Annotated in this window: 28 protein-coding genes; 10 read left to right on the top strand and 18 right to left on the bottom strand. The window is 64.6% G+C overall.

Annotated features, from left to right (window positions below):
* Nucleotides 1-6: 6 nt before the first annotated feature.
* The 16 genes from trmB to ubiB form a co-directional block, all read right to left on the bottom strand.
* Entirely contained in the window at nt 7-714 is a 708-nt protein-coding gene (gene trmB / locus SUTH_RS01545; RefSeq protein ID WP_041096552.1) for a tRNA (guanosine(46)-N7)-methyltransferase TrmB, read from the bottom strand.
* Nucleotides 711-1,289: a hypothetical protein gene (locus SUTH_RS01540; RefSeq protein ID WP_041096550.1), complete on the bottom strand. Its 579-nt coding sequence runs from the start codon at nt 1,287-1,289 to the stop codon at nt 711-713. The genes trmB and SUTH_RS01540 overlap by 4 nt, the downstream gene beginning before the upstream one ends.
* Nucleotides 1,286-2,095, bottom strand: a complete 810-nt coding sequence (locus SUTH_RS01535; RefSeq protein ID WP_041096548.1) for a thiazole synthase — start codon at nt 2,093-2,095, stop codon at nt 1,286-1,288. The genes SUTH_RS01540 and SUTH_RS01535 overlap by 4 nt, the downstream gene beginning before the upstream one ends.
* 21 nt (nt 2,096-2,116) lie before the next feature.
* A complete protein-coding gene (gene thiS / locus SUTH_RS01530) occupies nt 2,117-2,317 on the bottom strand; it encodes a sulfur carrier protein ThiS (protein ID WP_041096546.1) in 201 nt (66 codons plus the stop codon).
* A gap of 9 nt (nt 2,318-2,326) precedes the next feature.
* Complete coding sequence (locus SUTH_RS01525; RefSeq protein WP_041096544.1) at nt 2,327-3,109, bottom strand: ABC transporter permease; 783 nt, start codon at nt 3,107-3,109, stop codon at nt 2,327-2,329.
* A gap of 30 nt (nt 3,110-3,139) precedes the next feature.
* Entirely contained in the window at nt 3,140-3,532 is a 393-nt protein-coding gene (locus SUTH_RS01520; RefSeq protein ID WP_041096542.1) for a helix-turn-helix domain-containing protein, read from the bottom strand.
* A gap of 9 nt (nt 3,533-3,541) precedes the next feature.
* Nucleotides 3,542-3,850: a type II toxin-antitoxin system HigB family toxin gene (locus SUTH_RS01515; protein ID WP_231851081.1), complete on the bottom strand. Its 309-nt coding sequence runs from the start codon at nt 3,848-3,850 to the stop codon at nt 3,542-3,544.
* Nucleotides 3,851-4,016: 166 nt separating this feature from the next.
* The gene (locus tag SUTH_RS19245) at nt 4,017-4,691 is read right to left on the bottom strand and encodes a hypothetical protein (RefSeq protein WP_171817294.1); all 675 of its coding nucleotides are present in this window, start codon (nt 4,689-4,691) and stop codon (nt 4,017-4,019) included.
* Between the two features lie 355 nt (nt 4,692-5,046).
* Entirely contained in the window at nt 5,047-5,958 is a 912-nt protein-coding gene (locus SUTH_RS01510; protein ID WP_041096538.1) for an ATP-binding cassette domain-containing protein, read from the bottom strand.
* 7 nt (nt 5,959-5,965) lie between these two features.
* Nucleotides 5,966-6,622: an alpha/beta hydrolase gene (locus tag SUTH_RS01505; RefSeq protein ID WP_041096536.1), complete on the bottom strand. Its 657-nt coding sequence runs from the start codon at nt 6,620-6,622 to the stop codon at nt 5,966-5,968.
* 3 nt (nt 6,623-6,625) lie between these two features.
* On the bottom strand, nt 6,626-6,937 hold the full coding sequence (locus SUTH_RS01500; RefSeq protein WP_041096534.1) for a (2Fe-2S) ferredoxin domain-containing protein: 312 nt from the start codon (nt 6,935-6,937) through the stop codon (nt 6,626-6,628).
* A gap of 25 nt (nt 6,938-6,962) precedes the next feature.
* Nucleotides 6,963-7,286, bottom strand: coding sequence for a nucleotide pyrophosphohydrolase (locus tag SUTH_RS01495; protein ID WP_041096531.1), 324 nt, complete (start codon nt 7,284-7,286; stop codon nt 6,963-6,965).
* Entirely contained in the window at nt 7,270-8,337 is a 1,068-nt protein-coding gene (locus SUTH_RS01490; RefSeq protein WP_052473047.1) for a VanZ family protein, read from the bottom strand. Before SUTH_RS01490 ends, SUTH_RS01495 begins: the two co-directional genes overlap by 17 nt.
* Before the next feature lie 40 nt (nt 8,338-8,377).
* Entirely contained in the window at nt 8,378-9,508 is a 1,131-nt protein-coding gene (locus SUTH_RS01485; RefSeq protein WP_041096529.1) for a trypsin-like peptidase domain-containing protein, read from the bottom strand.
* Between the two features lie 9 nt (nt 9,509-9,517).
* Nucleotides 9,518-11,014, bottom strand: a complete 1,497-nt coding sequence (locus tag SUTH_RS01480) for a sodium:solute symporter family protein (protein WP_041096527.1) — start codon at nt 11,012-11,014, stop codon at nt 9,518-9,520.
* A gap of 12 nt (nt 11,015-11,026) precedes the next feature.
* On the bottom strand, nt 11,027-12,577 hold the full coding sequence (ubiB, locus tag SUTH_RS01475; protein ID WP_041096525.1) for a ubiquinone biosynthesis regulatory protein kinase UbiB: 1,551 nt from the start codon (nt 12,575-12,577) through the stop codon (nt 11,027-11,029).
* Between the two features lie 57 nt (nt 12,578-12,634).
* Between ubiB and argS the strand changes: the two genes are divergently transcribed.
* From argS to SUTH_RS01455, 4 genes are read left to right on the top strand one after another with little or no spacing between them, the layout of a single operon-like run.
* Nucleotides 12,635-14,404, top strand: coding sequence for an arginine--tRNA ligase (argS, locus tag SUTH_RS01470; protein WP_231851080.1), 1,770 nt, complete (start codon nt 12,635-12,637; stop codon nt 14,402-14,404).
* Between the two features lie 13 nt (nt 14,405-14,417).
* The gene (locus SUTH_RS01465) at nt 14,418-15,086 is read left to right on the top strand and encodes an SPOR domain-containing protein (RefSeq protein WP_052473045.1); all 669 of its coding nucleotides are present in this window, start codon (nt 14,418-14,420) and stop codon (nt 15,084-15,086) included.
* Nucleotides 15,087-15,095: 9 nt separating this feature from the next.
* Nucleotides 15,096-15,737 carry a thiol:disulfide interchange protein DsbA/DsbL gene (locus SUTH_RS01460; RefSeq protein ID WP_041096523.1) on the top strand — a complete coding sequence of 214 codons (642 nt, stop codon included), beginning with the start codon at nt 15,096-15,098 and terminating at the stop codon, nt 15,735-15,737.
* Nucleotides 15,738-15,747: 10 nt separating this feature from the next.
* Nucleotides 15,748-16,509 carry an SDR family oxidoreductase gene (locus SUTH_RS01455; protein WP_269450469.1) on the top strand — a complete coding sequence of 254 codons (762 nt, stop codon included), beginning with the start codon at nt 15,748-15,750 and terminating at the stop codon, nt 16,507-16,509.
* On the opposite strand, the gene lgt is transcribed toward SUTH_RS01455, so the two are convergent.
* Together lgt and SUTH_RS01445 are read right to left on the bottom strand one after the other, a co-directional pair.
* On the bottom strand, nt 16,504-17,292 hold the full coding sequence (gene lgt / locus SUTH_RS01450) for a prolipoprotein diacylglyceryl transferase (RefSeq protein WP_041096521.1): 789 nt from the start codon (nt 17,290-17,292) through the stop codon (nt 16,504-16,506). The genes SUTH_RS01455 and lgt overlap by 6 nt on opposite strands.
* Nucleotides 17,292-18,101, bottom strand: coding sequence for an alpha/beta hydrolase (locus SUTH_RS01445; RefSeq protein ID WP_148312818.1), 810 nt, complete (start codon nt 18,099-18,101; stop codon nt 17,292-17,294). Before SUTH_RS01445 ends, lgt begins: the two co-directional genes overlap by 1 nt.
* Before the next feature lie 81 nt (nt 18,102-18,182).
* On the opposite strand from SUTH_RS01445, the gene ilvD reads away from it, so the two are divergent.
* The 6 genes from ilvD to SUTH_RS01415 all read left to right on the top strand — a co-directional run bounded on the left by ilvD (nt 18,183) and on the right by SUTH_RS01415 (nt 25,386).
* Nucleotides 18,183-20,030, top strand: coding sequence for a dihydroxy-acid dehydratase (gene ilvD / locus SUTH_RS01440; protein ID WP_041096517.1), 1,848 nt, complete (start codon nt 18,183-18,185; stop codon nt 20,028-20,030).
* A 105-nt stretch (nt 20,031-20,135) separates the two neighbouring features.
* Complete coding sequence (locus SUTH_RS01435) at nt 20,136-21,728, top strand: tetrathionate reductase family octaheme c-type cytochrome (RefSeq protein WP_231851079.1); 1,593 nt, start codon at nt 20,136-20,138, stop codon at nt 21,726-21,728.
* Between the two features lie 87 nt (nt 21,729-21,815).
* Nucleotides 21,816-22,412, top strand: coding sequence for a cytochrome b/b6 domain-containing protein (locus SUTH_RS01430; RefSeq protein WP_041096513.1), 597 nt, complete (start codon nt 21,816-21,818; stop codon nt 22,410-22,412).
* Nucleotides 22,413-22,506: 94 nt separating this feature from the next.
* On the top strand, nt 22,507-22,893 hold the full coding sequence (locus SUTH_RS01425; RefSeq protein WP_041101392.1) for a c-type cytochrome: 387 nt from the start codon (nt 22,507-22,509) through the stop codon (nt 22,891-22,893).
* Between the two features lie 78 nt (nt 22,894-22,971).
* Nucleotides 22,972-24,216 (top strand): YeeE/YedE thiosulfate transporter family protein, encoded by a 1,245-nt coding sequence (locus SUTH_RS01420; protein ID WP_041096511.1) that lies wholly within the window; start codon nt 22,972-22,974, stop codon nt 24,214-24,216.
* A gap of 9 nt (nt 24,217-24,225) precedes the next feature.
* A complete protein-coding gene (locus SUTH_RS01415; protein WP_041096509.1) occupies nt 24,226-25,386 on the top strand; it encodes a rhodanese-like domain-containing protein in 1,161 nt (386 codons plus the stop codon).
* Nucleotides 25,387-25,413: the final 27 nt, after the last annotated feature.

The raw sequence follows: 25,413 nt of genomic DNA, 5'->3' as shown, positions 1-25,413 counted from the left end.
GATCGATCAGAACGACTTGCGGCGGAAGACCACGTCCCATACGCCGTGACCCAGCTTGAGTCCGCGACTCTCGAATTTTGTCTGCGGCCGATACGGCGGCCGCGGGGTGAAGTCCTTTGCCATGTTGGTCAGTTGCGCTTCGGCGGAGAGCACTTCCAGCATCTGGACAGCATACTCCTCCCAGTCGGTCGCGCAATGCAGGTAGCCGTTAGGCGCCAGCCGCGTCGCCAGCAGCTTGACGAATCCGGGCTGGATCAGGCGGCGCTTCTGCTGGCGCTTCTTCGGCCAGGGATCGGGGAAGAACACATGGATGCCGGAAAGCGTTCCCGGCGCGATCATGTCGCGCACCACCTCGACCGCATCGTGCTGGATCACGCGCAGGTTGGAAAGCTCGCGCGTGGCGATCTCCTTCAGAAGGCTGCCGACGCCGGGGGTGTGCACCTCGATGCCGAGGTAGTCGTTCTGCGGATGCGCGGCGGCGATGGTGGCCGTGGTCTCGCCCATGCCGCAGCCGATTTCCAGTATCCGCGGCGCATGGCGCCCGAAGACGGCATCGAGGTCGAGCGCCCCGGGGCGATAGGGGATGCCCCAGCGCGGCATGCCTTCCTCGTGGAAACGCCGCTGCGCCTCGGAGACGCGGCCCTGGCGCAGCACGAAGCTGCGAATGTGTCCGGCGCGTCGCTCCGCGGCCGCCTCGTCGTCGATCGCGCTCATTCGGCAGCCTTTTGAACAGTCGGCGCCGGCGCGCTCTGCGTGCCAGGGCTTCCGCTTCGCGGGCTGGCAACGACGGCCTCGAATCCCTCGACCAGCATCCGGTCGAGTTCGTAACGCGGCCGGCCGATCGCCTCGGGCAGGCTGGCGCAGGCGGCATGCAGGGTCAGGTCGTTCAATGCGGGCTGGATGTCGTCGCCGAGATTCAAGGCGCGCGACACATCCGGCCAGCGGGCCTCGTTGGCCCGCGGTCCGAAATAGTAATGTGCAAGATCGCGCACGATGGTTTCAATCGCCTTGCCCTGTTTCGCATGCCAGGCGGCGTAGGCGTCCTGGATCGGCTTCGAATGCGCGGGCAGGTCGAGGCACGCCGCTGCCAGCAGGGATATCCCGTGAGCGAGGCCGAACAAGCGCTGCCGGACCAGGATCTCGGGTTTCTCGAAGGCATAGCCCAGCCGGTTCTGCGGAACTTCCAGCGCGGGCCGGGCTTCGGCGGGGGTCACGATTTGCGGCGCGTCTGCGGCCTGCGCCGAACCCAGCAGCGCCGCACCCAGTACGCCGGCAAGAAACCGCTTCACTTGATGCCGTGGCCGCCGCTTTGGCCAATCAGTCCGCCGCTGGGCGAACTGGGCGTCGCCGCGTAATATTTCTTCGGCATGCGGCCGGCGCGAAACGCTTCGCGACCGGCTTCAACCGCCTTCTTCATGGCACCGGCCATCAGCACCGGATCCTGCGCGCCGGCGATCGCGGTGTTCATCAGCACGCCATCGCAACCCAGCTCCATCGCGATCGCCGCATCCGACGCCGTGCCGACGCCGGCATCGACCAGCACCGGCACCTTCGCCTGCTCGATGATCAGCTTGAGGTTCCACGGATTGAGGATGCCCATGCCGGAACCGATCAACGACGCCAGCGGCATGATCGCTACGCAGCCGATGTCCTCCAGCATGCGCGCCTGGATCGGATCGTCGGCGCAATACACCATGACCTCGAAACCATCCTTGACCAGGGTCGCCGCGGCCTTGAGGGTCTCCGGCATGTTGGGGAACAGGGTCTGCGGATCGCCCAGCACTTCGAGCTTGCACAGCGCGTGGCCGTCGAGCAGTTCGCGCCCGAGGCGCAGGGTGCGCACCGCGTCGTCTGCCGTGTAGCAGCCGGCCGTGTTGGGCAGAATGGTGAACTTCGCGGGTGGCAGTACTTCCAGCAGCGAGGGCTGGCCCGGCTCCTGGCCGATGTTGGTGCGGCGGATGGCGACCGTGATGATCTCGGCGCCCGAGGCATCGATGGCTTCGCGGGTCTGCGCGAAATCCTTGTACTTGCCGGTGCCGACCAGCAGGCGGGAGTTATAGGCCTTCCCGGCGATGACGAGAGAATCTGAGCTCATGACTTTGCTTTCTGAAAAAACTCAGCCGCCGCCGACGGCGACGACAATTTCGATCCGGTCACCGCTCGCCAGTGCCGTTTCGGCGTGTCGGCTCTTCGGCACGATCTCGCCGTTTCTTTCGACGGCCACGCGCTTGCCGGCCAGTCCGCGGGCTTCGAGCAGCATGGCTACCGTCATGGGTTCCGCCAGCCGCTGCGGCTCGCCGTTAACAATGATGTCCATGGGGCAATTTTACTTCAGCAGACGGCGCCGGATCAGCGTCAGCGCGATCCAGAAGGCGGCCAGCGCCACCGCCAGCAGGGCCGCGAGGTGGCCGACGATGCCGGCCGGAATCTCGCCGAACAACAGCGGCCGCACCAGCGCCACCGCGTGCGTCAACGGCAGCCAGGCCGCCACCGCCTGCACCAGCGGCGGCAGCTGCTCGGGCGGGAAAAACACGCCGCACAGCAGCACCATCGGCGTGATGAACAGCGTGAAGTAGTACATGAAGAAATCGTAGGACGGCGCCAGTGCGGTGACGATCAGGCCGAGCGCGGCAAAAGCCAACCCGGTGAGGAAGATCACCGGCAGCGCCCACAGCGCCAGCGGCGAAGCGACGAAACCGAGCAGCGAGATCACCACCAGGATCGCCATGCCGGAAAGCGTCGCCTTGGCCGCCGCCCAGAGCAGCTCGCCGGCCATCACATCCTCCAGCGTCACCGGCGCGTTCATGATCGCCTCCCAGGTGCGCTGCACGTGCATGCGCGAGAAGGCCGAATACAGCGCTTCGAACGAGGCGGCGTTCATGGTCGAGGCGCACACCGTGCCGCTGGCCAGAAAGGCGATGTAGGACACGCCGTTGATCTGCGGCAGCAGCCCGCCCAAGCCGTAGCCGAGGCCGAACAGATAAATCATCGGATCGGCCAGATTGCCCAGCAGCGACGGGATCGCCAGCTTCTTCCAGACCAGGAAATTGCGCCGCCAGACGGCGAAGGCGCGCAGCGAGAGTTGGGGCAGGAGGAGTTGTGCGCTCACGGAAGGTGTCGTATCAGGCAGTCGGACGGCTTAGGCCGCCGCCAGTTCCCCGGCTTCCCGCCGCAACCGGTAGGGCTTGATCAATACCTCGGCCGGCAACTGCAGTCCATCCGCCAGACGCCGGATCATTTCCAGGGTCAGCGGCCGGGTGCGGTTCAGGATATCGGCGACACGGCCGCGCGGCCCGATGTAGGCTTCCATATCTTTGCGCGTCAGATCGCGACTGTCCATGACATGGCCGAGGAACTCGATAGGATCGGGATCGGCAATCGGAAAGTGCTGCCGCTCATAGCGCTCGACCAGCATCGTCAGCACGTCGAGCCGGTCCGACGCGGCCGACTTCGCCGGCGCATCCCACAGGCGCTCGACCTCGGCCAGCGCCGTCTGGTATTCCTTTTTGGTTCGGATGGGCTTGAGTTCCATGTCGGTCTCCTAAATCGTTTCCACGTCTATCCTGTCGTATTGCCGATGACTGCCGACGAAACGGACATACATCAGCCCCCGATCGTAGCGAACCGCCACCACCAGCCGGTAGTCATTGCCCTTGATGTTGAACACCACCCGGCGATCGGCGACAAAGCTTGCGTTGCGATACGCCGCCTTGATGTCGGCCGGCGTCTTCCAGTGCGCCCGGCTCGCCAGGGCATACCAAGCCCGCAAAGGTGTTTCCACTTCCGGGTGCGTTTGCCAGAAGGTCCGCAAGGTGGAAAGGGCAATGATCCGCATGCGCCACTTTAGCATGATACCAATTTGGTATCAACGGCATGCATTGCTCAAGAGCTGGGGCTGGCGGCACGGCGATTCGGGAACTACGACGATGAAATGACAAATGGCGCGATGACAATCGCACCATTCGGAGGGGAATTTGCGGCTCGAAAAGGGGTTTTTACAGCTTCAACGTTCAAGGTCAGGGGCGCTGCGCGGCTTTATCGCGCAGCGTCCCCTGCACTGATGGGTTAGCACCACCATCGGACCGCGCAGCCGGATGCAACGGCAGAATTACGTAGCGACAGAATGCTGGCTGACAGCCACTGAGGACCGTCGCAAAAAGCAAGATGGTTTTCGAACCAAAAGGAGAGGAAGAAGGTTTGCAAAGGAGGTAGTAGGCGTCATCGCGCCCATCTGTCGCGGGATTCGGGTCAATGCATTGCTCAATATCCGCATTTGATTCGAGAAAAGTCAGTGCTTTCTCTCTGAAAGCCTCATCGTCAGTGCCTGGAAACGGCTTGGACCCTTTGCGCAGCATGTCGCGTGCATAGGACAGAGCGTTCCTGGCATATTTCAATGTTGCTGCCGGAGCCGCATTGCGGTAACTGTAGGTGTTCACCATCGGTTTGGTGTCTGGAGCAACGACCTCATACACAAATTGACATTCTCTTGAGGAATTGCATTGGATGCGTATGGTTGCGTGCCTTGTGTTGTTTCCGACGCGCCCTTCATAGGCGCCGACTACCCACTCGTAGCCCGCGGGAAATGTTGCGTTGTTGGCCCCATAGGCTTTCACGAGCGGCGAACCTAGAATAATCAATGTGGCCAATTGACCGAATGCGCGCGTAACGAGTTTCTGCCGCTCAAAGTTCATATGGATAGTGGTGCTAACGTGATGTCGCCGACGAAACGGCGAGTAAACGGAATATGCGACAGTCGCATATCCCGGAACACTTTTCGAACGGGTTGTTTTCGAGGGAGGTTCTTGGGTGCTCGGGCGTCATATTGTCGTGTATGCAGTTTCTGCGGGATCAGGAGGGCTGGCACATCGAGCAGGGCTGGATTCGGCAGGCTTCGGTCGTCACGTCATCGGCATCTACATTCAGGATACTTATCTGGCAAATCGACGTCCACCATCGATTGCCGCCGTGCCGCCAGCGCCGACTTTTGTATCGCCACTTTGAACCGGTTCAGATCGAGGTGCGATGCCAAGGCGAGTCGCATCGAGCTCAGTCGCGCAGTTCGCGCCCGGTGAGTTTGAGGAACACATCTTCCAGATTCGCCGGCCGGTGCAGGGTGCGCAACGCAGGCCATGCGGCGAGATGCGCGAGCAGCGGCGTGGCGTCCTCGACATAACAGAAGGCCGTCTCGCCGCTGACTTCGACGCGCCGCGAAAATGCATGCGCTTCGCGCTCGGCCCAGCCCGGCGCATCTTCACCATAGACCTCGACCACCTGCGCCTCGATGTGCTGCTGGATCAACTGGCGCGGTGCGCCTTCGGCGACCATTTTCCCAGCGTCGATGATGGCGAGGCGCTGGCAGAGGCGCTCGGCCTCGTCCATGAAATGCGTCGTCAACAGGATGGTCTTGCCCTGCGCCAGCAGGCGCTTGAGGCGTTCCCAGATCAGGTGGCGCGCCTGCGGGTCAAGGCCCGTGGTGGGTTCGTCGAGCAGCAGCAGTTCGGGGTCGTTCACCAGAGCGCGGGCCAGCGTCAGCCGGCGCTTCATGCCGCCGGAGAGGGTGCGGATGTTGGCGTCTTCCTTGCCGGCGAGGCCGGCGAAGTCGAGCAGGTCGGCGATCTTCGGCCGGATCGCGGCATCGGCCATGCCGAAGTAACGGCCATAGACGATGAGGTTTTCGGCGGCGGTAAAGTCGGGATCGAGGTTGTCGAATTGCGGCACCACGCCGATCTTCATGCGCGCTTCACGGGCGCGCGCCGGCACCGGCTCGCCGACCAGCTTTATGTCACCCGAATCGGGCGCGGTCAGGCCGAGACAGCAGCGCAGGGTGGTGGTCTTGCCGGCGCCGTTGGGGCCGAGCAGGCCGTAGCATTCGCCGCGCTGCAATTCGAACGTGAGCCCGGCGACGACTTCGCGGCCGTCGTAGGACTTGCGCAGAGCGGAGACGATCAGCGGACTCATCTTTCGCTCAATGCCAGGCGCGATGGATGATGTCGCGGATCAGGTGCAGGCGGCGGTGGAAGAAGTGGTCGGCGCCGGGGATCACGACGACGGGAATTTCCAGCGGCTGCGCCCAGGCCAGTACGTTATCGAGGCGCACGGTCGTGTCTTCCGAGCCGTGGATCACCAGTGTGTCGGCAGTCACGGCCGCGGTCTCGTAGCTGCGCGCGCCTTCGACGAAACCGGCGGCGGTACCGACCAGCACCAGCCACTTGGCCGGATCACCGGCCGCGGCCAGGCGCTTGGCGAGGCGCGTGGTGACATACGCGCCGAAGGAGAATCCCGCCAGATAAACGGGTAGCGGCGCGCCTGACGCGGTCAGCACGTCGGCATAGCGTTCACGCGCCCAGGCGTGCACCGCCAGCACGTCGTCGGTCTCGGCATCGCCGTGGTCATGCTCGCCCTCGCTGCCGCCGACGCCGCGAAAACTGGGCCGCAGCGTGATGCAGCCGCGCTCGCGAAAGGCGCGCGCCAGCGTGGTCACCACCTTGTTGTCGGCAGTGCCTCCGAACAGCGGATGCGGATGGGCGATCAGCGCGATGCCCTGCGGATTCTCATGGCCTTCGACGAATACCTCTATCTTGCCGTCCGGCCCGTCGACCAGGATGCGCTCGTGCCGCGACACGATTCAATCCACCTTGAGGCGCTCGACGACACGGCCATTGACCAGATGCTGGTCGATGATCTCGTCGATGTCTTCCCGGTCCACGTAGGTGTACCAGACCGCCTCGGGGTAGATCACCAGCACCGGCCCCTGTTCGCAACGATCGAGGCAGCCGGCGGCGTTGATGCGCACCTTGCCCGGCACTTTGGCGCCGAGCGCCTTGACCTTGTCCTTGGCGTAGGCGCGCATGTCGCTGGCGCCGTGGTTGTTGCAGCAGGCTTCGCCGGTCGCGCGCTGGTTGGTGCAGAAGAAGACGTGATGTTTGAAATGGCTCATGGGGCTGGATTCGGACAAAAAACGATTATAGGGGCGGCGGATATTTGACCGCGTTCTTGACGATCTTCTCGCGCGCCGCGGCGATCGGGTCGATGCCGAGCACATCGGCCAGTTCGGTCAGGTAGATCAGCACGTCGGCGATTTCATCGGCGACCTCGGCGCGTTTTTCCGGGGCCAGGGCGAGACTTTCCTCGGGCGTCGCCCACTGGAAATGCTCGACCAGTTCGGCGGCTTCGACGCTGAGCGCCATGACGAGGTTCTTCGGGGTGTGATAGCGATGCCAGTCGCGTGCGGCGCAAAAGTCGCGCAGCGCGTCGCGCAGGGTGGTCATGTCAGTAATTGAGCGCATGTTTCTCCGGACGGTAGATCATCAGCCAGGGCAGGACAAGGAAAGGCCACAGCGAGCAGATCAGGCGCGTGAGGCCGTTGAAACTCAGGAACTGGCCGGGATTCCAGATCTGCAGCGTATTGAGCAGATAGGGATTCTCCGGAGCGATATTAACCATGACGGTGGCAAACAGCAGCGCCACCGCCGCCACCGCGCGTTGCAGCGGAATGGCCAGGAAGGACGCGCTCCACCACAATGCCAGCCCGACGGCAATGCCGATGCTGTTGCCCGGTGTAACCCAGGTCGTGGCCGCCGCCGGCCCCATCAGCAGCGCATGCGCCAGGGTCTTGATCAGCAGGGCTGCGAGCAGCAAGCAAGCTGTCAGCAGCCGGGCGTTCCGGCGCAGCAGCAGGGTGGCAATCAGTCCCGCTGCCAGCAGGCCCGAAGCGGCGATGGCGGTTTCGAGCCTGACAAAGCGCTCCGGCAGAAAGGGCTGCACCGGCGGCAGGTCGAGCATCTGGCGCAGGTTGCCGCTGCCGAACAGCAGGGTCTCCGGCGAGAGCTGGGTCATCAGCCAGGCCGCGATCAGCAGCACCCCGACGTCAGCGCCGTAGGCCTGCATCATCACGCGCCGGCGCCAGCGTGCCAGCCGTCCCTCATCCAGGGCATGCGCGCCCCAACGCCCACCGAACACGCCGCCGAGCAGGGCGCCCGCCGTATTGCAGGCCAAATCCAGGTTGGAAGGCACGCGGCTGGGCAGGTAGTTCTGCAGCAGTTCCATGGCAAAGCTCAGGCCGGCGCCGAACAGAATCGCCGCAAACCACGCAGAAAGCGGCGCCAGGCGATGGCGCAGGGCCGCCGTGCAAAAAAAGCCGAAGGGCAAGTAGGCAATCACGTTGGTCGCCAGGTCGAAGCCGGTGGTGTAGCGCGGCCATGCCGCGCCGAGGAAGGCCAGCGGATCACCGCCGCTATCGTGCCAGCCGGCAAGGGGATACAAGCTGGCATAGACGATCAGCAGCACGTAACCGCTGGTCAGGTAGAGCGTCAGATAGGTTCGTGCGCCGTGTGCCACGGGTTCCGATTCTGCCGGCTTCGCGGCGTGCGGACAAGGACTACCAGCGCCGCGTCAGATTGCTCATGTAGTTGGGCGGGAAGGCATCGATCACGATCAGGGTTTGCCCCAGCACGGTGCGCGCCGTCTCCGCCGTAAGCGAAAGACAGACGCTGCGATCCGCCGGCCCGCCTGACGTCAGGCCCACCAGCCGGCCTTCTTCGTCGACCAGCGGGCCGCCTGAAACGCCGTGGTCGCAGTAATTCGAGGAGACCAGATAGTTCTGCCCGACGCGATTGATGATGCCGAGGAAGGAGCCGCTGGAAGCCGTCAGGCGGCCCTTGGCGAAGCCGATGTTGAAAATGCGCGTCCCTCGCGCCAACTGCCTCGTGTCGCCGAATGCAACCGGTTTGCCGTTGAGGCCCGGCGCATGGACGACGCAGGCATCCTCCCTGACCAGGAAGGCCGCGGCGACGATCCGGGTCTTCTCCTGCGTCAGCGGATTGATGGCCTCGATCGGCCCCTTCAGCACGTTGGGGGCGATTACGTGGCAGTTGGTCAGCAACTTGTCGGGTTCGATCGCCACGCCGGTGCCGAGGCCCACCGCGCCCACGATCAGATAGGTCGATTCCGAGAGCTTTGCCAGGACGGCGGCATCGGGTCCCGAAAAAACGATTTTCCGCTCACCCGGCTGAAGGGCTCCCGAGGACTGCCGCGCGGTCTCCGGTTTGACGGCATTGCCCGCGGGAACATTCACGGGCGCGGGGGGCAGCAGGGCCGCAATGTCCTCTTCGAAGCGCAGCTCGATCACCGGCGTCGGCGGCACGGCCCTGGCAGGCGGCGCCTTGACAACCGGCTGCGGCTGGTCCGCTGCGAGGTAGCGCCAGGCCGGCCAGGCGGCGCCTGCCAGCAGGATCATGGCAAAAACCGGCCACAGCGAGCGCGCGGGTCTGGGCGCCACCGCCACGGCAGTTCGCTGGTCGCGGCTGCGGCGGTCATACAGCGCCCGCTGGCGCGGATCGCTCAGCGCATCGCGCGCGTGCTGCAGAAAACTCAGGCGATTGCGCCGTTCCTCGCCGTCCGGCTCGGCCTCCAGCTCGCGTCGCCGGGCCTCGAAGGCATCTCGAATATCCTGGGGCGAAGCCTTGTCAGTGAGCCCGAGAAGTTCGTAGAGCGACTGTTTTTCAGCCATGTCATCGGCCTAATGCTTGTGTTCCGGCTCGGCATGATGCGTTTGCGCGGCGGCATGGTGATGCAGGATCGCGTGCGGGTCGTGTCCCGGCAGCCGGTGACCGACCCATTGCGGCAGCAGCGAGCCGGCCAGCATGCCGAGGATCGACACGCCGAGCCCGATCAGTTGCGGCGGCACCGGGCTGGCTTCGCCGATCATGACTTCGATCAGCACCCACGACACGAGGCCGCCGAAGGTCGCCGCCAGCGCGCCCTGCGTCGTCGCATGGCGCCAGAAGATGCCGGCGGCCAGCGGCACGAAGGCGCCGGCCAGGGTCACCTTGTAGGCGTTCTCCACCATCTTGAAGATCGAGGCCTCCGACTTCAGCGCGAAACCGAGCACGATGCAGGTGAACACCACCAGGCAGCCGCGCATGACACGCAGGAACTGGTGGTCGCCCATGCTGGGGTAAAAGCCCCGGATCACGTTCTCGGCGAAGGTCACGGAAGGCGCCAGCAACGTCGCCGAGGAACAACTCATGATCGCCGACAGCACGGCGCCGAAGAACAGCACCTGGGCGAACAGCGGCGTGTGCTGCAAGACCAGTGTCGGCAGAACCAGTTGCGTGTCCTTGGCCAGCAGCTCGGTAAACAGCGCCGGATCGATCAGCGTCGCCGAGTAGGCGATGAACATCGGCACGAAAGTGAAGCAGAAATAGATCGAGGCGCCGAGCACCGAGCCCCACAGTGCGATGTTCGCCGTCTTCGCCGAGGTGATGCGCTGGAACACGTCCTGCTGCGGAATGGAGCCCAGCATCATGGTCATCCAGGTGCCAAGGAAGGTGAGCCACAGCCAGGGATCGGGCGGCGGAAAGAAATCCAGCTTGCCGGCGGCCGCCGCGTGGTCGAACACCGCCGTGGCGCCACCGCCGACTTTGCCGCTGACCGTCCAGGCGATGAACAGCAGGCCGCCCATCGACACCGCCATCTGCACGAAATCGAGGATCGCCACCGAGAACATGCCGCCGAACACCGTGTAGGTCAGCACGATCGCCGCGCCGAGGATCATGCCGGCGTTCTGCGAGACGGCGCCGTCGGTGACGACGAAGAAGATCAGCCCCAGCGCCTTGATCTGCGCCGCCACCCAGCCCAGGTAGGAGAGCACGATGCAGACCGTGGTAACGACTTCCACGGTGCGGTTGTAGCGCATGCGGTAGAAGTCGCCCAGCGTGATGATGTTGAGCTTGTAGAGGTAGCGCGAGAAAATGATGCCGGCGATGATCAGGCACATCGAGGAGCCGAAGGGATCGGCCACCACGCCGCCGAGGCCGTCCTTGACGAAGGTGGCGGAGACGCCGAACACCGCCTCGGCGCCGAACCAGGTGGCGAACACCGTGGCGGTCACCACCGGCAGCGGCAGGCTGCGGCCGGCGACGGCGAAATCCCTGGCGTTATGGACGCGGGTGGCGGCGAACAATCCGATGCCGACCGACACCATCAGATAGAGCACGACGAACCAGACCAGCATCCGGAATCCTCCTTATTGAATGATCGCGAAACCCAGCGCAAAGGCAGCGACGGCGAACGCCAGCCAAAGCAGCTGGCGCATGCCGCGTATTTCCGCGGCCAGGCTCTCCAGCTCCAGGTTGGGCGCCGGGGTCGCGGTGGCCACGAGCGCCTGATGCACCAGCCGCGGCAGGGTCGGCAGCAGCTTGGCCCAGCTCGCCGCCTCGCGCTTGATGTTGTTTTCCAGCGCCAGCCAGCCCAGCTGTTCGCTCATCCAGCGTTCGAGGTAGGGCAGGGCCGTCTTCCACAAATCGAGTTCGGGGTCGAGTTCGCGGCCGAGGCCTTCGACGTTGAGCAGGGTCTTCTGCAGCAGCACCAGCTGCGGCTGGATTTCGACGTTGAACTGGCGCGAGGTCTGGAACAGGCGCAGCAGCACGCGGCCCAGGGAAATTTCCTTGAGCGGCCGGTCGAAGAAAGGTTCGCAGACGGAGCGGATCGCCGCTTCGAACTCGTCGACGCGCGTGCCCTTGGGCGCCCAGCCGGACTCGATGTGCACCTCGGCGACACGCTTGTAGTCACGCTGGAAGAAGGCGAGGAAATTCCGCGCCAGGTAGTTCTTGTCCTCATCCGACAGGGTGCCGACGATGCCGAAGTCAAGCGCGATGTACTGCCCTTTGCGCGGCTCCTCGGTGGCGACAAAGATGTTGCCGGGATGCATGTCGGCGTGGAAGAAACCGTCGCGGAACACCTGGGTGAAAAAGATTTCGACGCCGGCGCGGGCCAGGCGCGGAATGTCGACGCCCTTCTCGCGCAGCACGTCGATCTGCGAAATCGTCGTGCCGTGCATGCGCTCCATGACCATCACGCTTTGCGTGCACCAGTCCCAATGCACCTCGGGCAGGATCAGCAGGTCGGAACCTTCGAAGTTGCGCCGCAGTTGCGAGCAGTTGGCGGCTTCGCGCATCAGGTCCAGTTCGTAGTGCAGGTATTTGTCGAACTCGGCGACCACCTCGCGCGGCTTGAGCCGGCGGCCATCGGCCCAGAGCGTTTCGAGCAGGCTGGCGGCGACCTGCAGCAGGGCGATGTCGTGCTCGATCACCGGCTGGATGCCGGGCCGCAGGATTTTCACCGCGACTTCGCGGCCGTCCGGGAGCACCGCGAAATGCACCTGCGCCACGGACGCCGAGGCAACCGGCGCCCGGTCGAATTCCTTGAAGACCTGATCCACCGGTTTGCCATAGGCCTTCTCCAGTTCGGCGATGGCGAGGTCCGACGGAAAGGGCGGCACGCGATCCTGCAGCTTCGCCAGCTCGTCGGCGATGTCCAGCGGCAGCAGGTCGCGCCGGGTCGACAGCAACTGGCCGAACTTGACGAAGATCGGCCCGAGGGCTTCGAGTGCCTGGCGCAGGCGCACGGCGCGCGGTGCCCGCATCTGCTCCGAATAGTCGCGCCAGAACATCAGCCGCTGCACCGCCTGAAGCAGGCGCACCCGGAAGCCGCCCCCGAGCTCGTGATCTAGGATCAGCTTGTCGAGGCCGTAAAGATAGGCAACGCGGGCGATACGGATCAGGCGGAAGATGCGCACGGAGGCTTGGGACGGACGAGAATCGGGAAGTATAATTCACGGCCCAGCGAAACACCCATGCCCACTTACGATATGGCCGCACCCAGCGCACCCGACCGCACCGCCCTCGACGTCCGCCAGCACCTTGCCGGCCTCCTGCGCGCCGCGCTGGGCAGCGTGGCGCCCGAACAGCTTGGCGCCGAAATCCTCCTCGAACGTCCCAAGCAGGCCAGCCACGGCGATTTCGCCAGCAACCTGGCGATGCAGATGGCACGCGAGCTGAAGACCAACCCGCGCCAGATTGCCGAGCGCCTGGTGCGCGAATTGCCGCCCTCCTCCGCCGTGGTCAAGGTCGAGATCGCCGGCGCCGGCTTCATCAACTTCACCCTGTCGGCGGCGGCCCGCACCGCCGTGGTCGGCGCGGTACTCGCGGCGGGACACGAGTTCGGTCGCGGCCCGGCCAGCCGGCTCAAGCTGCAGGTCGAGTTCGTTTCCGCCAACCCCACCGGCCCGCTGCACGTCGGCCACGGCCGTGGCGCGGCGTATGGCGCCAGCCTGGCCTCGCTGCTGGCCTTCGCCGGCTACGAGGTGACGCGCGAGTACTATGTCAATGATGCCGGACGGCAGATGGACATCCTTGCGGTATCCGCCTGGTTGCGTTACCTGGAACTGTTCGACGAACCGGTGCCCTTCCCGCCCAATGCCTATCAGGGTGGCTACGTGCGCGAAATGGCGGAGCAGATCAAGCAGGCCCACGGCGACCGCTACGTGCATCCGGCCGAAGCGGTGCTGGCCTGCGTGCCCGAGACAGACGACATCGAAGCCCGCCTCGACGGACTGATCCTCGCCGGCAAGGACCTGCTGGGCGAAGACTGGACCTATGTCCATAGCCATGTGCTGTCGGAGCAGCTGGCGGATTGCCGCGCCGACCTGGAAGAATTCGGCGTGCATTTCGACGTCTGGTTCTCCGAACGCAGCCTCTACGACACCGGCATGGTGGCGCGCGCGGTCGCGGCGCTGGAACAATCCGGCCACATCTACCTGCAGGACGGCGCCAAGTGGTTCGCTTCGACGGCCTTCGGCGACGAAAAAGACCGCGTGGTCCAGCGCGATAACGGCCTCTTCACCTATTTCGCCTCCGACATCGCCTATCACCTGAACAAGTTCGAGCGCGGCTTCGACAAGGTAATCGACGTCTGGGGCGCCGACCATCACGGCTACATCCCGCGCGTCAAGGGCGCGCTCAACGCATCGGGAGCCGATGCCAATCGGCTCGACGTGGCGCTGGTGCAATTCGTCAGCCTGTTCCGCGACGGCCAGAAGGCCTCGATGTCCACCCGCTCCGGCGAATACGTGACGCTGCGCCAGCTGCGCGCGGAAGTCGGCAACGACGCCTGCCGCTTCTTCTACATGCTGCGCAAATGCGACCAGGCGCTGGATTTCGATCTCGACCTGGCGAAGTCGGAAAGCAACGACAACCCGGTGTACTACGTGCAGTACGCCCACGCCCGCATCTGCTCGGTGCTGGCGCAATGGGATGGCGACCAGTCGACACTGGCCGCTACCGATCTGGCGCCGCTGCTGCATGAGCGGGAAACCGCGCTCTGCGCGCGGCTGGCCGAGTTCCCCGAACTGATTCAGCAGGCCGCGCGCGACTATGCGCCGCATGCGCTGGCCTTCTACCTCAAGGACCTGGCCGGCGATTTCCACAGCTGGTACAACGCCGAGCGGGTGCTGGTAGACGATCAGGCACTGCGCCAGGCCCGCCTGGCGCTGGCTTTGGCAACGCGGCAGGTGCTGCAGAACGGCCTTTCCCTGCTGGGGGTTTCGCAACCGGTGAGCATGTGATTCCAGGAATGATATGAGCAAATTCGACAGGAACTCGGAGAAGACCTTGCGCGCGGCGTCGAACAAGCGGGCGCCGCAGAAGAAAAGCGGCGGCGGCACCCTGCTCGGAATTTTCGTCGGCCTCGTGGTCGGCGTCTCGATCGCCTTCGGCGTGGTCTGGTACCTCAACAAGTCGCCGCTGCCGTTCCAGAACAAATACGAAGGCGCACCGAAAGCGGAGTCGGGCAAGGCTGCGACGCCCGGGACAGCCGGCACCCCGCAAACTCCCGCGCCGCTGCCTGGCAAGCCCGGCGACAAGCCCTCCGACAAGCAGCGTTTCGAGTTCTACAACATTCTCGAAGGCAAGCAGCCGGCCGCCCCCGGCGCTGCCGTGCCCGCTCCCGCGGTTTCCGTGACGCCGGCAACGCCCGTCGCACCCGTGGTCGACGCCAAGCCCGTATCGACGGAAATCTATTTCCTCCAGGTCGGCGCCTTCCAGAAGGCCGCCGATGCCGACAACCTCAAAGCCAAGCTTGCGCTCACCGGTCTTGAGGCCGGCGTGCAGGAAGTCAGCATTCCCGAGAAGGGCACCATGCATCGCGTGCGTGTCGGGCCCTTCCGCACTCCCGATGAAATGAACCGGGCCCGCGCCTTGTTGTCGCAGAATGGAGTGCAGGGCACCGTCATCAAGCAGAAGGAATAGGAGTCGGCGATGAGGGCATGGCGCAGGGTTCTGGTTGCAGTCCTGGCGACGCTGGGCTTGTGCGTCGCGTCGGGCGCCGGCGCCGCGGAGCTGCTGGAAGGACGCGACTTTCGCACCATCAATCCACCGCTGGCGACCGAGCGGGACAGGATAGAAGTCACCGAATTCTTCTGGTATGGCTGCCCGCACTGCTTCGACTTCGAGCCGAAGCTGACGGCATGGGTGAAGAAGCTGCCCGCCGATGTCAGCTTCCGCCGCGTGCCGACGATATTCCCCGACAACAGATGGCTGCCCGGCGCCCGGCTCTATTACACGCTGGAAGCCATGGGCCAGCTGGAGAAAATGCACATTGAGGTATTCCACGGAATGCACTCTGAGCGACGGCGCCTGGACAACGACAAAGTCCTGTTCGAATGGATTGCCGGCAAAGGTGTCGACCTTAAGAAGTTCAGCGAGGTCTGGTCGTCCTTCGGCGTGCAAACCCGTGTGTTCCAGGCCCGCGAACTGACCAAGGCGTCAGGCCTGACCGGCGTCCCCGGCGTGATGGTGCAAGGCCGCTATCTGGCGCTGACAACAGGCAGCTACGACGAAATGCTGGCCAACATCGACCAGTTGATCGCGCGCGTCCGCGCCGAAGCGGGCCGCAAGTAGCCCCCGCCCCGTGCGCGTTTTCATCACCGGCGCATCGAGCGGCATCGGCGAGGCGCTGGCCCGCCACTATGCGGCGATGGGCGCCACACTGGGATTGGCGGCGCGCCGCCAGCACCGACTTTCCGAATTGATTGCGGGCCTTCCCGGCGAGCATGCCTGCTACCCGCTGGATGTCGCCGACGCGGCCGCGCTGCAAGCCGCCGCCGCCGATTTCATCGCGCACCATGGCGTGCCGGACATCGTCATCGCCAACGCCGGGGTTTCCGTCGGCACGCTGGCAGACGAAGCCGACGACCTGCCGGCCCTTAACCGCGTCTTCCAGACCAACGTGATGGGCATGGCGCAGACCCTGCAACCCTTCATCGGGGCCATGAAGGCGCGCGGCAGCGGCCGCCTGGTCGGCATCGCCTCGGTGGCGGGGATTCGCGGTTTGCCTGGGGCCGGCGCCTACTCGGCGTCGAAGGCCGCCGCCATCACCTTCCTGGAATCGCTGCGCGTCGAATTGCGCGGCAGCGGCGTCAAGGTGGTCACCATCGCCCCCGGCTACATCGCCACGCCGATGACGGCGGTGAACAGCTACCCGATGCCCTTCATCCTTCCGGCCGACAAAGCCGCCCGCCGTTTCTCCCGCGCCATCGAGCGCGGCACCAGCTACACGGTCATTCCCTGGCAGATGGGCATCGTCGCCAAGCTGATGCGCCTGTTGCCCAACCCCGTGTTCGACGCCATCTTCGCGCGCGGCGGAAGAAAACCGCGCGGGCTCGATCTATAGCGGCGTCGCCGGTTTCCTCAGCAGCAGCCAGAGCCCGACCAGAACCATCGGCAGCGACAGCCACTGCCCCATGCTGACCACGTAGGACAGGCCGAAGATGCCGTGATCCGGCTCGCGGAAATATTCGGCGACGAAGCGCAGCACGCCGTAGCCGATCAGGAACATCCCCGAAACCGCGCCCGTCGCGCGCTGGCGCGCGGAAAACAGCCAGAGGATGACGAACAGCAGCAGGCCCTCGCCGGCCGCCTGATACAAGGGCGACGGATGACGCGGCAGGCTGTCGACCCGCGGGAAAACCATCGCCCAGGGAAGCGTGGCGTCGGCGACCCGACCCCACAATTCGCCATTGATGAAATTGCCGATGCGACCGGCCATCAGGCCCAGCGGCACCAACGGGGCGATGAAATCGGTCACCTGAAAAAATGTCCGGCCGGTCTTTCGGGCAAACAGCGCCATCGCCACGAACACGCCGAGCATGCCGCCGTGGAAGGCCATGCCGCCTTTCCATACCGCGAGGATTTCCAGCGGATGGGCGAGGTAATAGCCCGGCTCGTAAAACAGTACCTGCCCCAGCCGCCCGCCGAGCACCACGCCGAGCACGCCGTAGAACAGCAGGTCATCGATGTCTTGCGCGCTCATGCCGTGCCAGGGCTGCGATTGCGCGCGTCGCTTGCCGAGCCAGAGGAAGGCGACGAAGCCGGCCAGGTACATGAGGCCGTACCAGCGCACGGCCAGCGGGCCGATGGAAACGGCGATGGGATCGAACTGCGGATGGATCAGCATCAGCGTGCGCCGAGAAGCCAGTCGAGTGCGCGATCGACGTTCTGGCCGCGGCGATGGAAGCCGCCGTGGTCGCCGCCGGGGTCTTCCGTCAACTCGACCTGCGCTCCCCGGTCCTGCAGCCAGCGCTGGCTGCGGCGCATGGCGGGACAACCGTCGCGCTCGGGATTGGGATCGCCGCCGCCGCAGTAGAGCCACCACCGCGTATTGGAAAACGGCGCGGGACCGAAGCGGCCGCCCGCGATGTCACGATTCATGGGGAAGTCGGCGGACATGCCTCCGGCATTGGCGATCACGCTGCGAAACAGGGGGCGCGGCGTGCGGCCATCCATTGCCACCAGCGCGTAGAGATTCGCCGCGCCGCGCGAGAAACCGTGCAACAGGGTGTTCTCGGCACGGGCACCGACAGCCGTCATCAGCGCTTCGATCTCGCGCCGCATCTCGGGCGGCGCGTAATAGTCGGCACTCTGCTGGCCCCCGCCGAACCACCACTGCAGGGCAATGATGCCGAGCTGGCGCTGCTGCGCGAAAGGCTGCCAGAGCACGATCTCGTCATGGGCCCAGCTGCCGCTGCCGTGCAGCGTGACGATCCAGCCGCGTGACTCGCCCACCGGCCGCCAGACCAGTGCGAAGCTGCGCCCGTCGCGCGTACGTTTGACGCGCGCGCCGAGGCGCTCGGCTTCCGGCACGCGGGGCGAATTGGCTCCCGCCCGGACCAGCAGTTCGTCGGCATCCCGGGCCGGCATGGCCGGCCCCTGGGCGAAGACCCAACCGGTAGAAAGGACAAACAGCAATGGAAGAAGACGGCGCATGTCTGGCGGGGGTTCAGCTAGAATTTGCGATTCTATCGCGGCACCGCCGCCCTTACCCCGCCCTTACCGCTGGAGCTTCCCATGCCCGCCTATCGTTCCCGCACTTCCACCCACGGCCGCAACATGGCCGGCGCCCGCGCGCTGTGGCGCGCCACCGGCATGAAGGATGGCGATTTCGGCAAGCCGATCATCGCCGTGGTCAATTCCTTCACCCAGTTCGTGCCGGGCCATGTGCATCTGAAGGACATGGGCCAGCTGGTGGCGCGCGAGATCGAAGCGGCGGGCGGCGTGGCCAAGGAATTCAACACCATCGCGATCGACGACGGCATCGCCATGGGCCACGGCGGCATGCTCTACAGCCTGCCGTCGCGCGAACTGATCGCCGACTCGGTCGAATACATGGTGAACGGCCATTGCGCCGATGCAATGGTCTGCATTTCGAACTGCGACAAGATCACTCCGGGCATGCTGATGGCGTCCTTGCGCCTCAACATCCCGACCGTGTTCGTTTCCGGCGGGCCGATGGAGGCGGGCAAGGTCAAATGGCACGGCGAGTACCGCATGGTCGACCTGATCGACGCGATGATCGAATCCGCCGACGACAAGAACAGCGACGCCGAAGTGGCCAGCATGGAACGCTCGGCCTGCCCCACCTGCGGTTCCTGCTCCGGCATGTTCACCGCCAACTCGATGAACTGTCTGACCGAGGCGCTCGGCCTGTCGCTGCCGGGCAACGGCTCGCTGCTGGCGACCCATGCCGACCGCGAAATGCTGTTCCTCAAGGCCGGCCGCGTCGCCGTCGACCTTTGCCGGCGCTGGTACGTGGAGGACGACGCTTCGGTGCTGCCGCGCTCGATCGCCAGCTTTGCCGCCTTCGAAAATGCCATCGCGCTCGACATCGCCATGGGCGGCTCGACCAACACCGTGCTGCACCTCCTGGCTGCGGCGCAGGAGGCCGGCGTCAACTTCACCCTGGCCGACATCGACCGCATGTCGCGCAAGGTGCCCTGCCTGGCCAAGGTGGCGCCGGCAACGCAGAAGTACCACATGGAAGACGTGCATCGCGCCGGCGGCATCATGGCCATCCTCGGCGAACTCGACCGCGCCGGCCTGATCAACCGCGATTGCCCGACCGTGCTGTATCCGAGCATGGGCGAGGCGCTCGACTGCTGCGACGTCAAGCGCAACAACTCACCGGCCGTACACCACTTCTACCGCGCCGCGCCTGGCGGCGTGCCGACGCAGGTCGCCTTCTCGCAAAACCGCCGCTACCCGAAGCTCGATCTCGATCGCGTCAACGGCTGCATCCACGACAAGGCCCACGCCTATTCGCAGGACGGCGGCCTCGCCGTGCTGTTCGGCAACATCGCGGAGAAAGGCTGTGTGGTCAAGACCGCCGGCGTCGATGATGCCAACCTCAAATTCACCGGCCGCGCCCGCGTTTGCCAGTCGCAGGAAGAAGCCGTGGAGAAGATCCTTGCCGACCAGATCGTCGCCGGCGACATCGTGATCGTGGTCTATGAAGGCCCGAAGGGCGGCCCCGGCATGCAGGAGATGCTCTACCCGACCTCGTATCTCAAGTCCAAGGGGCTGGGCAAGGCCTGTGCCCTGCTGACCGACGGCCGCTTCTCCGGCGGCACCTCGGGGCTTTCCATCGGCCACGCCTCGCCGGAAGCGGCGGCGGGCGGCGCCATCGGCCTGGTCGAAGAGGGCGACACCATCGAGATCGACATCCCCAACCGCCGCATCCATCTCGCGGTCCAGGAGTCGGCGCTGGCGGCACGGCGAACTGCGATGGAAGCCCGCGGTACGGCAGCCTGGAAGCCGGTCAATCGGCAGCGCGAAGTCTCGGCCGCGCTGAAAGCCTATGCGGCGATGACCACCTCGGCCGACACCGGCGCGGTAAGGGATATATCGCAGCTTTCTTGACCTGCATCAAATCTCCATCAGTATATAAGCTAATAATGATCGTCATAAGATTCGTTATGCAGCCGATGGAGGTGTCTCATGCGTCATTCATTCACTCAGATAGCCTTGGTTTTGTGCAGCGCCGGCTGGCTGGCCGCCACCGGCCCCGTTCTCGCAGATGAAGCGAAACCGGAAGCCAAGCCGCTCAAGCTGACGACCACGGCCGACCACACCAAGTTCAAGGAACTGCAGAAGGTCTTCAACTCCGGTCCCGAAGTCACCAAGGCCTGTCTCGCCTGCCACACCGAGGCGGCCGGCCAGATTCACCGCACCAAGCACTGGAAATGGGAGTACCTGAATCCCGAGACCAAACAGACGCTGGGCAAGAAGACGGTGGTCAATAACTTCTGCATTTCCATCGCTTCCAACTACGCCTCCTGCACCAGTTGCCACGTCGGCTACGGCTGGAAGGATGCGAACTTCGACTTCAAGTCCGAAGAAAACGTCGATTGCCTGGCCTGCCATGACACCAGCGGCAATTACAAGAAACCGCCAGGCTTTGCCGGCAACCCGGTAACCAAGGACACCGAATTCCCGCCGGGCTCGGGCAAGATCATCAAGGGCATCGATCTGTCGAAGATCGCGCAGAAGGTCGGCAAGACCAGCCGCGATACCTGCGGCGCCTGCCACTTCAACGGCGGCGGCGGCGACGGCGTCAAGCATGGCGACATGGACAGCTCACTGGCGGCGCCGACCAAGGACATCGATGTGCACATGGACGCCGAGGGGCTCGACTTCACCTGCGGCACCTGCCACAAGACCTCCAGCCACGACGTCGCCGGCAGCCGCTACACGCCGACCGCCAAGGACGACAAGGGCGTGCAGGTGCGCGGCAAGGCCGGCAGCGGCAACCCTGCCACCTGCGTCGCCTGCCACGACAACGCGCCGCACAAGAAGGAAGCCAGGCTGAACCAGCACGCGACCAAGATCGCCTGCCAGACCTGCCATATCCCGACCTACGCCCGCGGCGGCATCGCCACCAAGATGACCTGGGACTGGTCCACCGCCGGCAAGCGCGACAAGGACGGCAAGCACATCGTGCTGAAGGATGCCAAGGGTCGCATCACCTACGAATCGCGCAAGGGAGACTTCACCCTGGCCGAGAACGTCAAGCCCGAATACGCCTGGTTCAACGGCAACGTCCAATACACGCTGCTCAGCGACAAGATCGAGAAGTCCGAGCAGCGCACGCCGATCAACAAGATGGGCGGCAGCCCGAGCGACGGCAAGTCGATGATCTGGCCGATGAAGGTGTTCCGCGGCGCGCAGCCCTACGACCCGGTGAACAAGTCGCTGATCACGCCGCACACGGCCGGCAACGACGACACCGGCTTCTGGAAGAACCTCGATTGGGACAAGGCGATTCCGGTCGGCATGAAGGACTCGGGGGCGCCGTATTCGGGCAAGTTCGACTTCATCAAGACCGAGATGTCCTGGCCGATCACGCACATGGTCGCACCCAAGGAAAAGGCACTGGGCTGCGCCGAATGCCACAGCAAGAATGGCCGGCTGGCAGGCATCCAGGGCATTTACATCCCGGTTCGCGACAACAACAAGCTGCTGGACACCGCCGGCTGGAGCATCGTCTTCCTGACCCTGCTCGGCGTATTCGGCCACGGCGCCATGCGCATCGTGTCCAGCCGCAAACATCACTCATGAACCCCCACGCTCACTATGTTCGCTGCCCCCCGAGGGGGCGTTCGGTGCCCTTCGGGCGGCCGGGCGGACACCGCAAGGAGAACTGAAATGGCTGAACGTATCTACGTCTTCAAGCGCTTCGAGCGCTTCTGGCACTGGTCGCAGGCCGGTCTGATCATCTTCCTGATGCTGACCGCCTTCGACATCCACGGCACCTATACGATCTTCGGCTTCGAAAAGGCGGTGGCCTACCACACCATCGCGGCATGGTCGCTGATCGGGCTGTGGGTGTTCGCGATCTTCTGGCACTTCACCACCGGCGAATGGAAGCAGTACATCCCGACCACCGAGAAGGTCCTGGCGATGGTCCATTACTACTCGGTCGGCATTTTCAGGAACGAGCCGCACCCGTTCAAGCTGACGCAATTGCGCAAGCACAATCCGCTGCAGCGGCTGGCCTACCTCGCCATCCTGATTTGCGTCGGCCCGCTGATCTGGGTCACCGGCGTGCTCTACCTGTTCTACGACAAGTGGGCGGCCTGGGGCCTCGGCAAGCTGTCGCTGGAATGGGTCGCCAACGGCCACATCGCCGGCGCCTTCATGATGCTGGCCTTCCTCATCGCCCACGTTTACCTGACCACCGCCGGACATACGCCCACGGCCCACATCAAGGCCATGATCACCGGCTGGGAAGAGGTCGATTGATCAAAGAATTTTGGATATCGATACAAGGCCTGGATCAACGTTTCGGTGGCCTTCAATAAAATCAGGCAGTCCGAATCCATCAAGGAGCATGACCATGAAACTCACTACCACCCTCGCCGCCGGCGCCGTACTGTCCATCCTCGCCTCTTCGGCCTTCGCCTATGACGCAGACTGGAAACGCGGCCGCGTCTACTACCGCAGCGTGTGCACCTCCTGCCACGCGGTACAGCCGGTCGGCACCATCAACCCGAGTTCCAAGACCAAGGCGGAATGGGCGGCTTACCTCAAGGCCGACAAGCACGCCAAGGGCAAGGACACGGTCAAGCAGTATGTCAGCAAGGCTTATCGCGCCAGCATCAAGTCGGGCAACAAGGCCGCCGAAAAATTCGCCGACGTTGCGGATCAGGAATTGCTCGACGACGTCGCGGCCTTCCTGACCAAAGGCGCCAAGGACGGCGACGCGCCGGCCAGCTGCAACTGACAGACCTCACGGGTTGACGCGGGCGCGTCGCCGTTCCGGCGAGGCGTTTGCGCGTACCCGAAGACCAAGGAGAGCGCAATGAGCGACGAAAACACCCCCGCCTGGCGCAGCGGTTTCAAGGCGGATTACCAGACCATCTTCGTCGAGGAATGGTCGCCTTTCGTCGGCGCCATGCTGCTGGTGCTGGTCATCATCGGCCTGATGCTCTCCGGCCTGGTCTGGGGCGTGTTCGGCGGCGTCAAGTTCTGGGGCGACTGGTTCAACAACCTGATCGGGCTCGGCCCGGTGCTCGGCGTGCCGCAACAGACCGAAGGCTTCCTGATGCACCGCATGTCGCTGATGAACATCATGCTGGTGCTCGGCGCCTTCAGCGCGGCACTGCTGTCGCGCCAGTTCAGCCCCAATCGTCCGCCACCGCTCGAATACCTCTGGGCCGCGCTCGGCGGCAGCATGCTGGGGCTGGGCGCCGCGCTGGCCGGCGGCTGCACCACCGGCGGCTTCTTCAATCCGGTGCTGCATTCGTCGCCCGCCGGCTGGGCGATGTGGCTGGGCCTGCTGGTCGGCGCCGCGATCGGCCTCAAGCTGCTGCTGTGGACCCTGGACCACATCGAGTGGGGCATGCAGGCGCCGCCCGCACTGGAGATTCCCGAGGGTGCCACCAGCCGCTTTCCCCTGCTCGGCCTCGCCGTGGTGGTCGGCGTCCTGATCTGGGCCACGCAGTGGTATGGCTCCAGCGACGAAAAGCTTGTCGCCCGCGCCGTGATCGTCATTGCCGGCTTTGCCATCGGCTTCATCATGCACCGTTCGCGCCTGTGCTTCGCGCGCGCCTTCCGCGAACCCTTCATGACCGCCGAAGGCGACATGACCAAGGCGGTGATCCTCGCGCTGGCGATCGGCATGCCGATCGCCGCGCTGCTGTTCCAGAAGAAGGTGCTCGACCCCTACCTCGCCATCCCGCCGACCTTCTGGATCGGCTCGCTCGCAGGCGGCGTCATCTTCGGCATCGGCATGGTGTTCGCCGGCGGTTGCGCCTCCGGCTCGCTGTGGCGCATGGGCGAAGGGCACATCAAGCTGTGGGTGACGATGTTCTTCTTCTCCTGGATGGGGTCCACCGCCAGTGCCCTGCTAAGAAGGCTCGGCCTGACGTCCATCGACGAAACCAACGTCGAAACCTGGGAGATGACCAAAGTCGGCTTCCAGGCCTACCTTCCCGAAATGCTCGGCAGCTGGGGCTGGACGCTGCTGATCGGCGGCGGCCTGCTCTTGCTCTGGTATGCCCTGGTGCGCTATAACGAGTCCACCGAAAGATTTACCCTGCTTTAGGAGATCATCATGAAAGCGAAACAACTCACCCTGTTCGTCGCCGTCATGGCCAGCCTGGCCGCTGCGCCTCTGGTCTATCCGGTGACGGCCTTTGCCGCCGACGCAGCGACGATCCAGCCCAGGGACGGCTGGTACAACAAGGCACTGGTCGATTTCGACTTCATGCGCCAGAACGTCAGCATTCCGCCGAAGAAGGGCGTGATGATCATCGATTCGCGTCCGGCAGCGCGCCAGTACGACCCCGGCCACATCCCCGGCGCGATCAACATTCCCGACAGCCAGTTCGACAAGCTGGTCGACAAGCTGCCGGCCGACAAGGCGACGCTGCTGCTGTTCTATTGCGGCGGACTGGAATGCATGCTGAGCCACAACTCGGCCTTCAAGGCCGAAAAGCTCGGCTACACCAACATCAAGGTGTACCCGGCCGGTTCGCCCGAGTGGAAAGCCAAGGGTGCCCAGATTTCGGTATCCGCCGCGTACATCAAGAAGCTGATGGAGGACAAGGCGCCGTATGTTCTGATCGACGCGCGGCCGAAACGCGTGGCCGACAAAGGCATGATCCCGACCGCGATCAACATTTCCGACACCGAGTTCGACAAGAACGTCGACAAGCTGCCCGCCGACAAGGCGACGCCGCTGATCTACTACTGCGGTGGACTTGAGTGCGTGCTCTCCGACAACTCGGCGGAAAAAGCGAAGAAGGCCGGCTACACGAACGTGCTGACCTATCCGCCCGGCTATCCGGAGTGGGAAAAGATGCATGGTGCGCCAGCGGCCGCAGGCGCCCCCGCAGGCGCGGCAGCCGGCGCGACAACAAGTTCGGCGGCGCTGGTGCCGGGCAAGGAAAAGGGTTCGGTCACGGTCGACTCCTTCCAGGCCGTGTGGAAGGCCAACCCGGGTTCGGTAATGCTGGTCGATGTGCGTGATCCGAAGGAAGTCGCCTCCGGCATGATCAAAGGCTCGGTCAACATTCCGATGAACGAACTGGAAAAGAAGATCGCCACGCTGCCGACCGACAAGCCGGTGGTCTTCGTCTGCGGCACCGGCGCACGCTCAGGCGAGGCCTTCGACACCGTCAAGCTGCTCGGCGGCAAGGTGCAGGCGTCCTTCCTCGATGCCGACGTCAAGTTCAATGCCGACGGCAGCTACACCATGACGGCGAAGAAATAGACTGCAATGACCGCCGGCCGGCACCCT

The sequence above is a fragment of the Sulfuritalea hydrogenivorans sk43H genome (assembly GCF_000828635.1).
Classification (GTDB): domain Bacteria; phylum Pseudomonadota; class Gammaproteobacteria; order Burkholderiales; family Rhodocyclaceae; genus Sulfuritalea; species Sulfuritalea hydrogenivorans.
This window is presented reverse-complemented; position numbering and strand designations above follow the sequence as displayed.

What these genes read in the sequence shown, in the direction of transcription:
- trmB (WP_041096552.1), bottom strand. Translation starts at nt 714, where the DNA reads ATGAGCGCGATCGACGACGAGGCGGCCGCGGAGCGACGCGCCGGACAC.
- SUTH_RS01535 (WP_041096548.1), bottom strand. Translation starts at nt 2,095, where the DNA reads ATGAGCTCAGATTCTCTCGTCATCGCCGGGAAGGCCTATAACTCCCGC.
- thiS (WP_041096546.1), bottom strand. Translation starts at nt 2,317, where the DNA reads ATGGACATCATTGTTAACGGCGAGCCGCAGCGGCTGGCGGAACCCATG.
- SUTH_RS01520 (WP_041096542.1), bottom strand. Translation starts at nt 3,532, where the DNA reads ATGGAACTCAAGCCCATCCGAACCAAAAAGGAATACCAGACGGCGCTG.
- SUTH_RS01515 (WP_231851081.1), bottom strand. Translation starts at nt 3,850, where the DNA reads ATGCTAAAGTGGCGCATGCGGATCATTGCCCTTTCCACCTTGCGGACC.
- SUTH_RS19245 (WP_171817294.1), bottom strand. Translation starts at nt 4,691, where the DNA reads ATGAACTTTGAGCGGCAGAAACTCGTTACGCGCGCATTCGGTCAATTG.
- SUTH_RS01510 (WP_041096538.1), bottom strand. Translation starts at nt 5,958, where the DNA reads ATGAGTCCGCTGATCGTCTCCGCTCTGCGCAAGTCCTACGACGGCCGC.
- SUTH_RS01500 (WP_041096534.1), bottom strand. Translation starts at nt 6,937, where the DNA reads ATGAGCCATTTCAAACATCACGTCTTCTTCTGCACCAACCAGCGCGCG.
- SUTH_RS01495 (WP_041096531.1), bottom strand. Translation starts at nt 7,286, where the DNA reads ATGCGCTCAATTACTGACATGACCACCCTGCGCGACGCGCTGCGCGAC.
- SUTH_RS01485 (WP_041096529.1), bottom strand. Translation starts at nt 9,508, where the DNA reads ATGGCTGAAAAACAGTCGCTCTACGAACTTCTCGGGCTCACTGACAAG.
- SUTH_RS01480 (WP_041096527.1), bottom strand. Translation starts at nt 11,014, where the DNA reads ATGCTGGTCTGGTTCGTCGTGCTCTATCTGATGGTGTCGGTCGGCATC.
- argS (WP_231851080.1), top strand. Translation starts at nt 12,635, where the DNA reads ATGCCCACTTACGATATGGCCGCACCCAGCGCACCCGACCGCACCGCC.
- SUTH_RS01465 (WP_052473045.1), top strand. Translation starts at nt 14,418, where the DNA reads ATGAGCAAATTCGACAGGAACTCGGAGAAGACCTTGCGCGCGGCGTCG.
- SUTH_RS01460 (WP_041096523.1), top strand. Translation starts at nt 15,096, where the DNA reads ATGAGGGCATGGCGCAGGGTTCTGGTTGCAGTCCTGGCGACGCTGGGC.
- lgt (WP_041096521.1), bottom strand. Translation starts at nt 17,292, where the DNA reads ATGCTGATCCATCCGCAGTTCGATCCCATCGCCGTTTCCATCGGCCCG.
- SUTH_RS01445 (WP_148312818.1), bottom strand. Translation starts at nt 18,101, where the DNA reads ATGCGCCGTCTTCTTCCATTGCTGTTTGTCCTTTCTACCGGTTGGGTC.
- ilvD (WP_041096517.1), top strand. Translation starts at nt 18,183, where the DNA reads ATGCCCGCCTATCGTTCCCGCACTTCCACCCACGGCCGCAACATGGCC.
- SUTH_RS01430 (WP_041096513.1), top strand. Translation starts at nt 21,816, where the DNA reads ATGGCTGAACGTATCTACGTCTTCAAGCGCTTCGAGCGCTTCTGGCAC.
- SUTH_RS01425 (WP_041101392.1), top strand. Translation starts at nt 22,507, where the DNA reads ATGAAACTCACTACCACCCTCGCCGCCGGCGCCGTACTGTCCATCCTC.
- SUTH_RS01420 (WP_041096511.1), top strand. Translation starts at nt 22,972, where the DNA reads ATGAGCGACGAAAACACCCCCGCCTGGCGCAGCGGTTTCAAGGCGGAT.
- SUTH_RS01415 (WP_041096509.1), top strand. Translation starts at nt 24,226, where the DNA reads ATGAAAGCGAAACAACTCACCCTGTTCGTCGCCGTCATGGCCAGCCTG.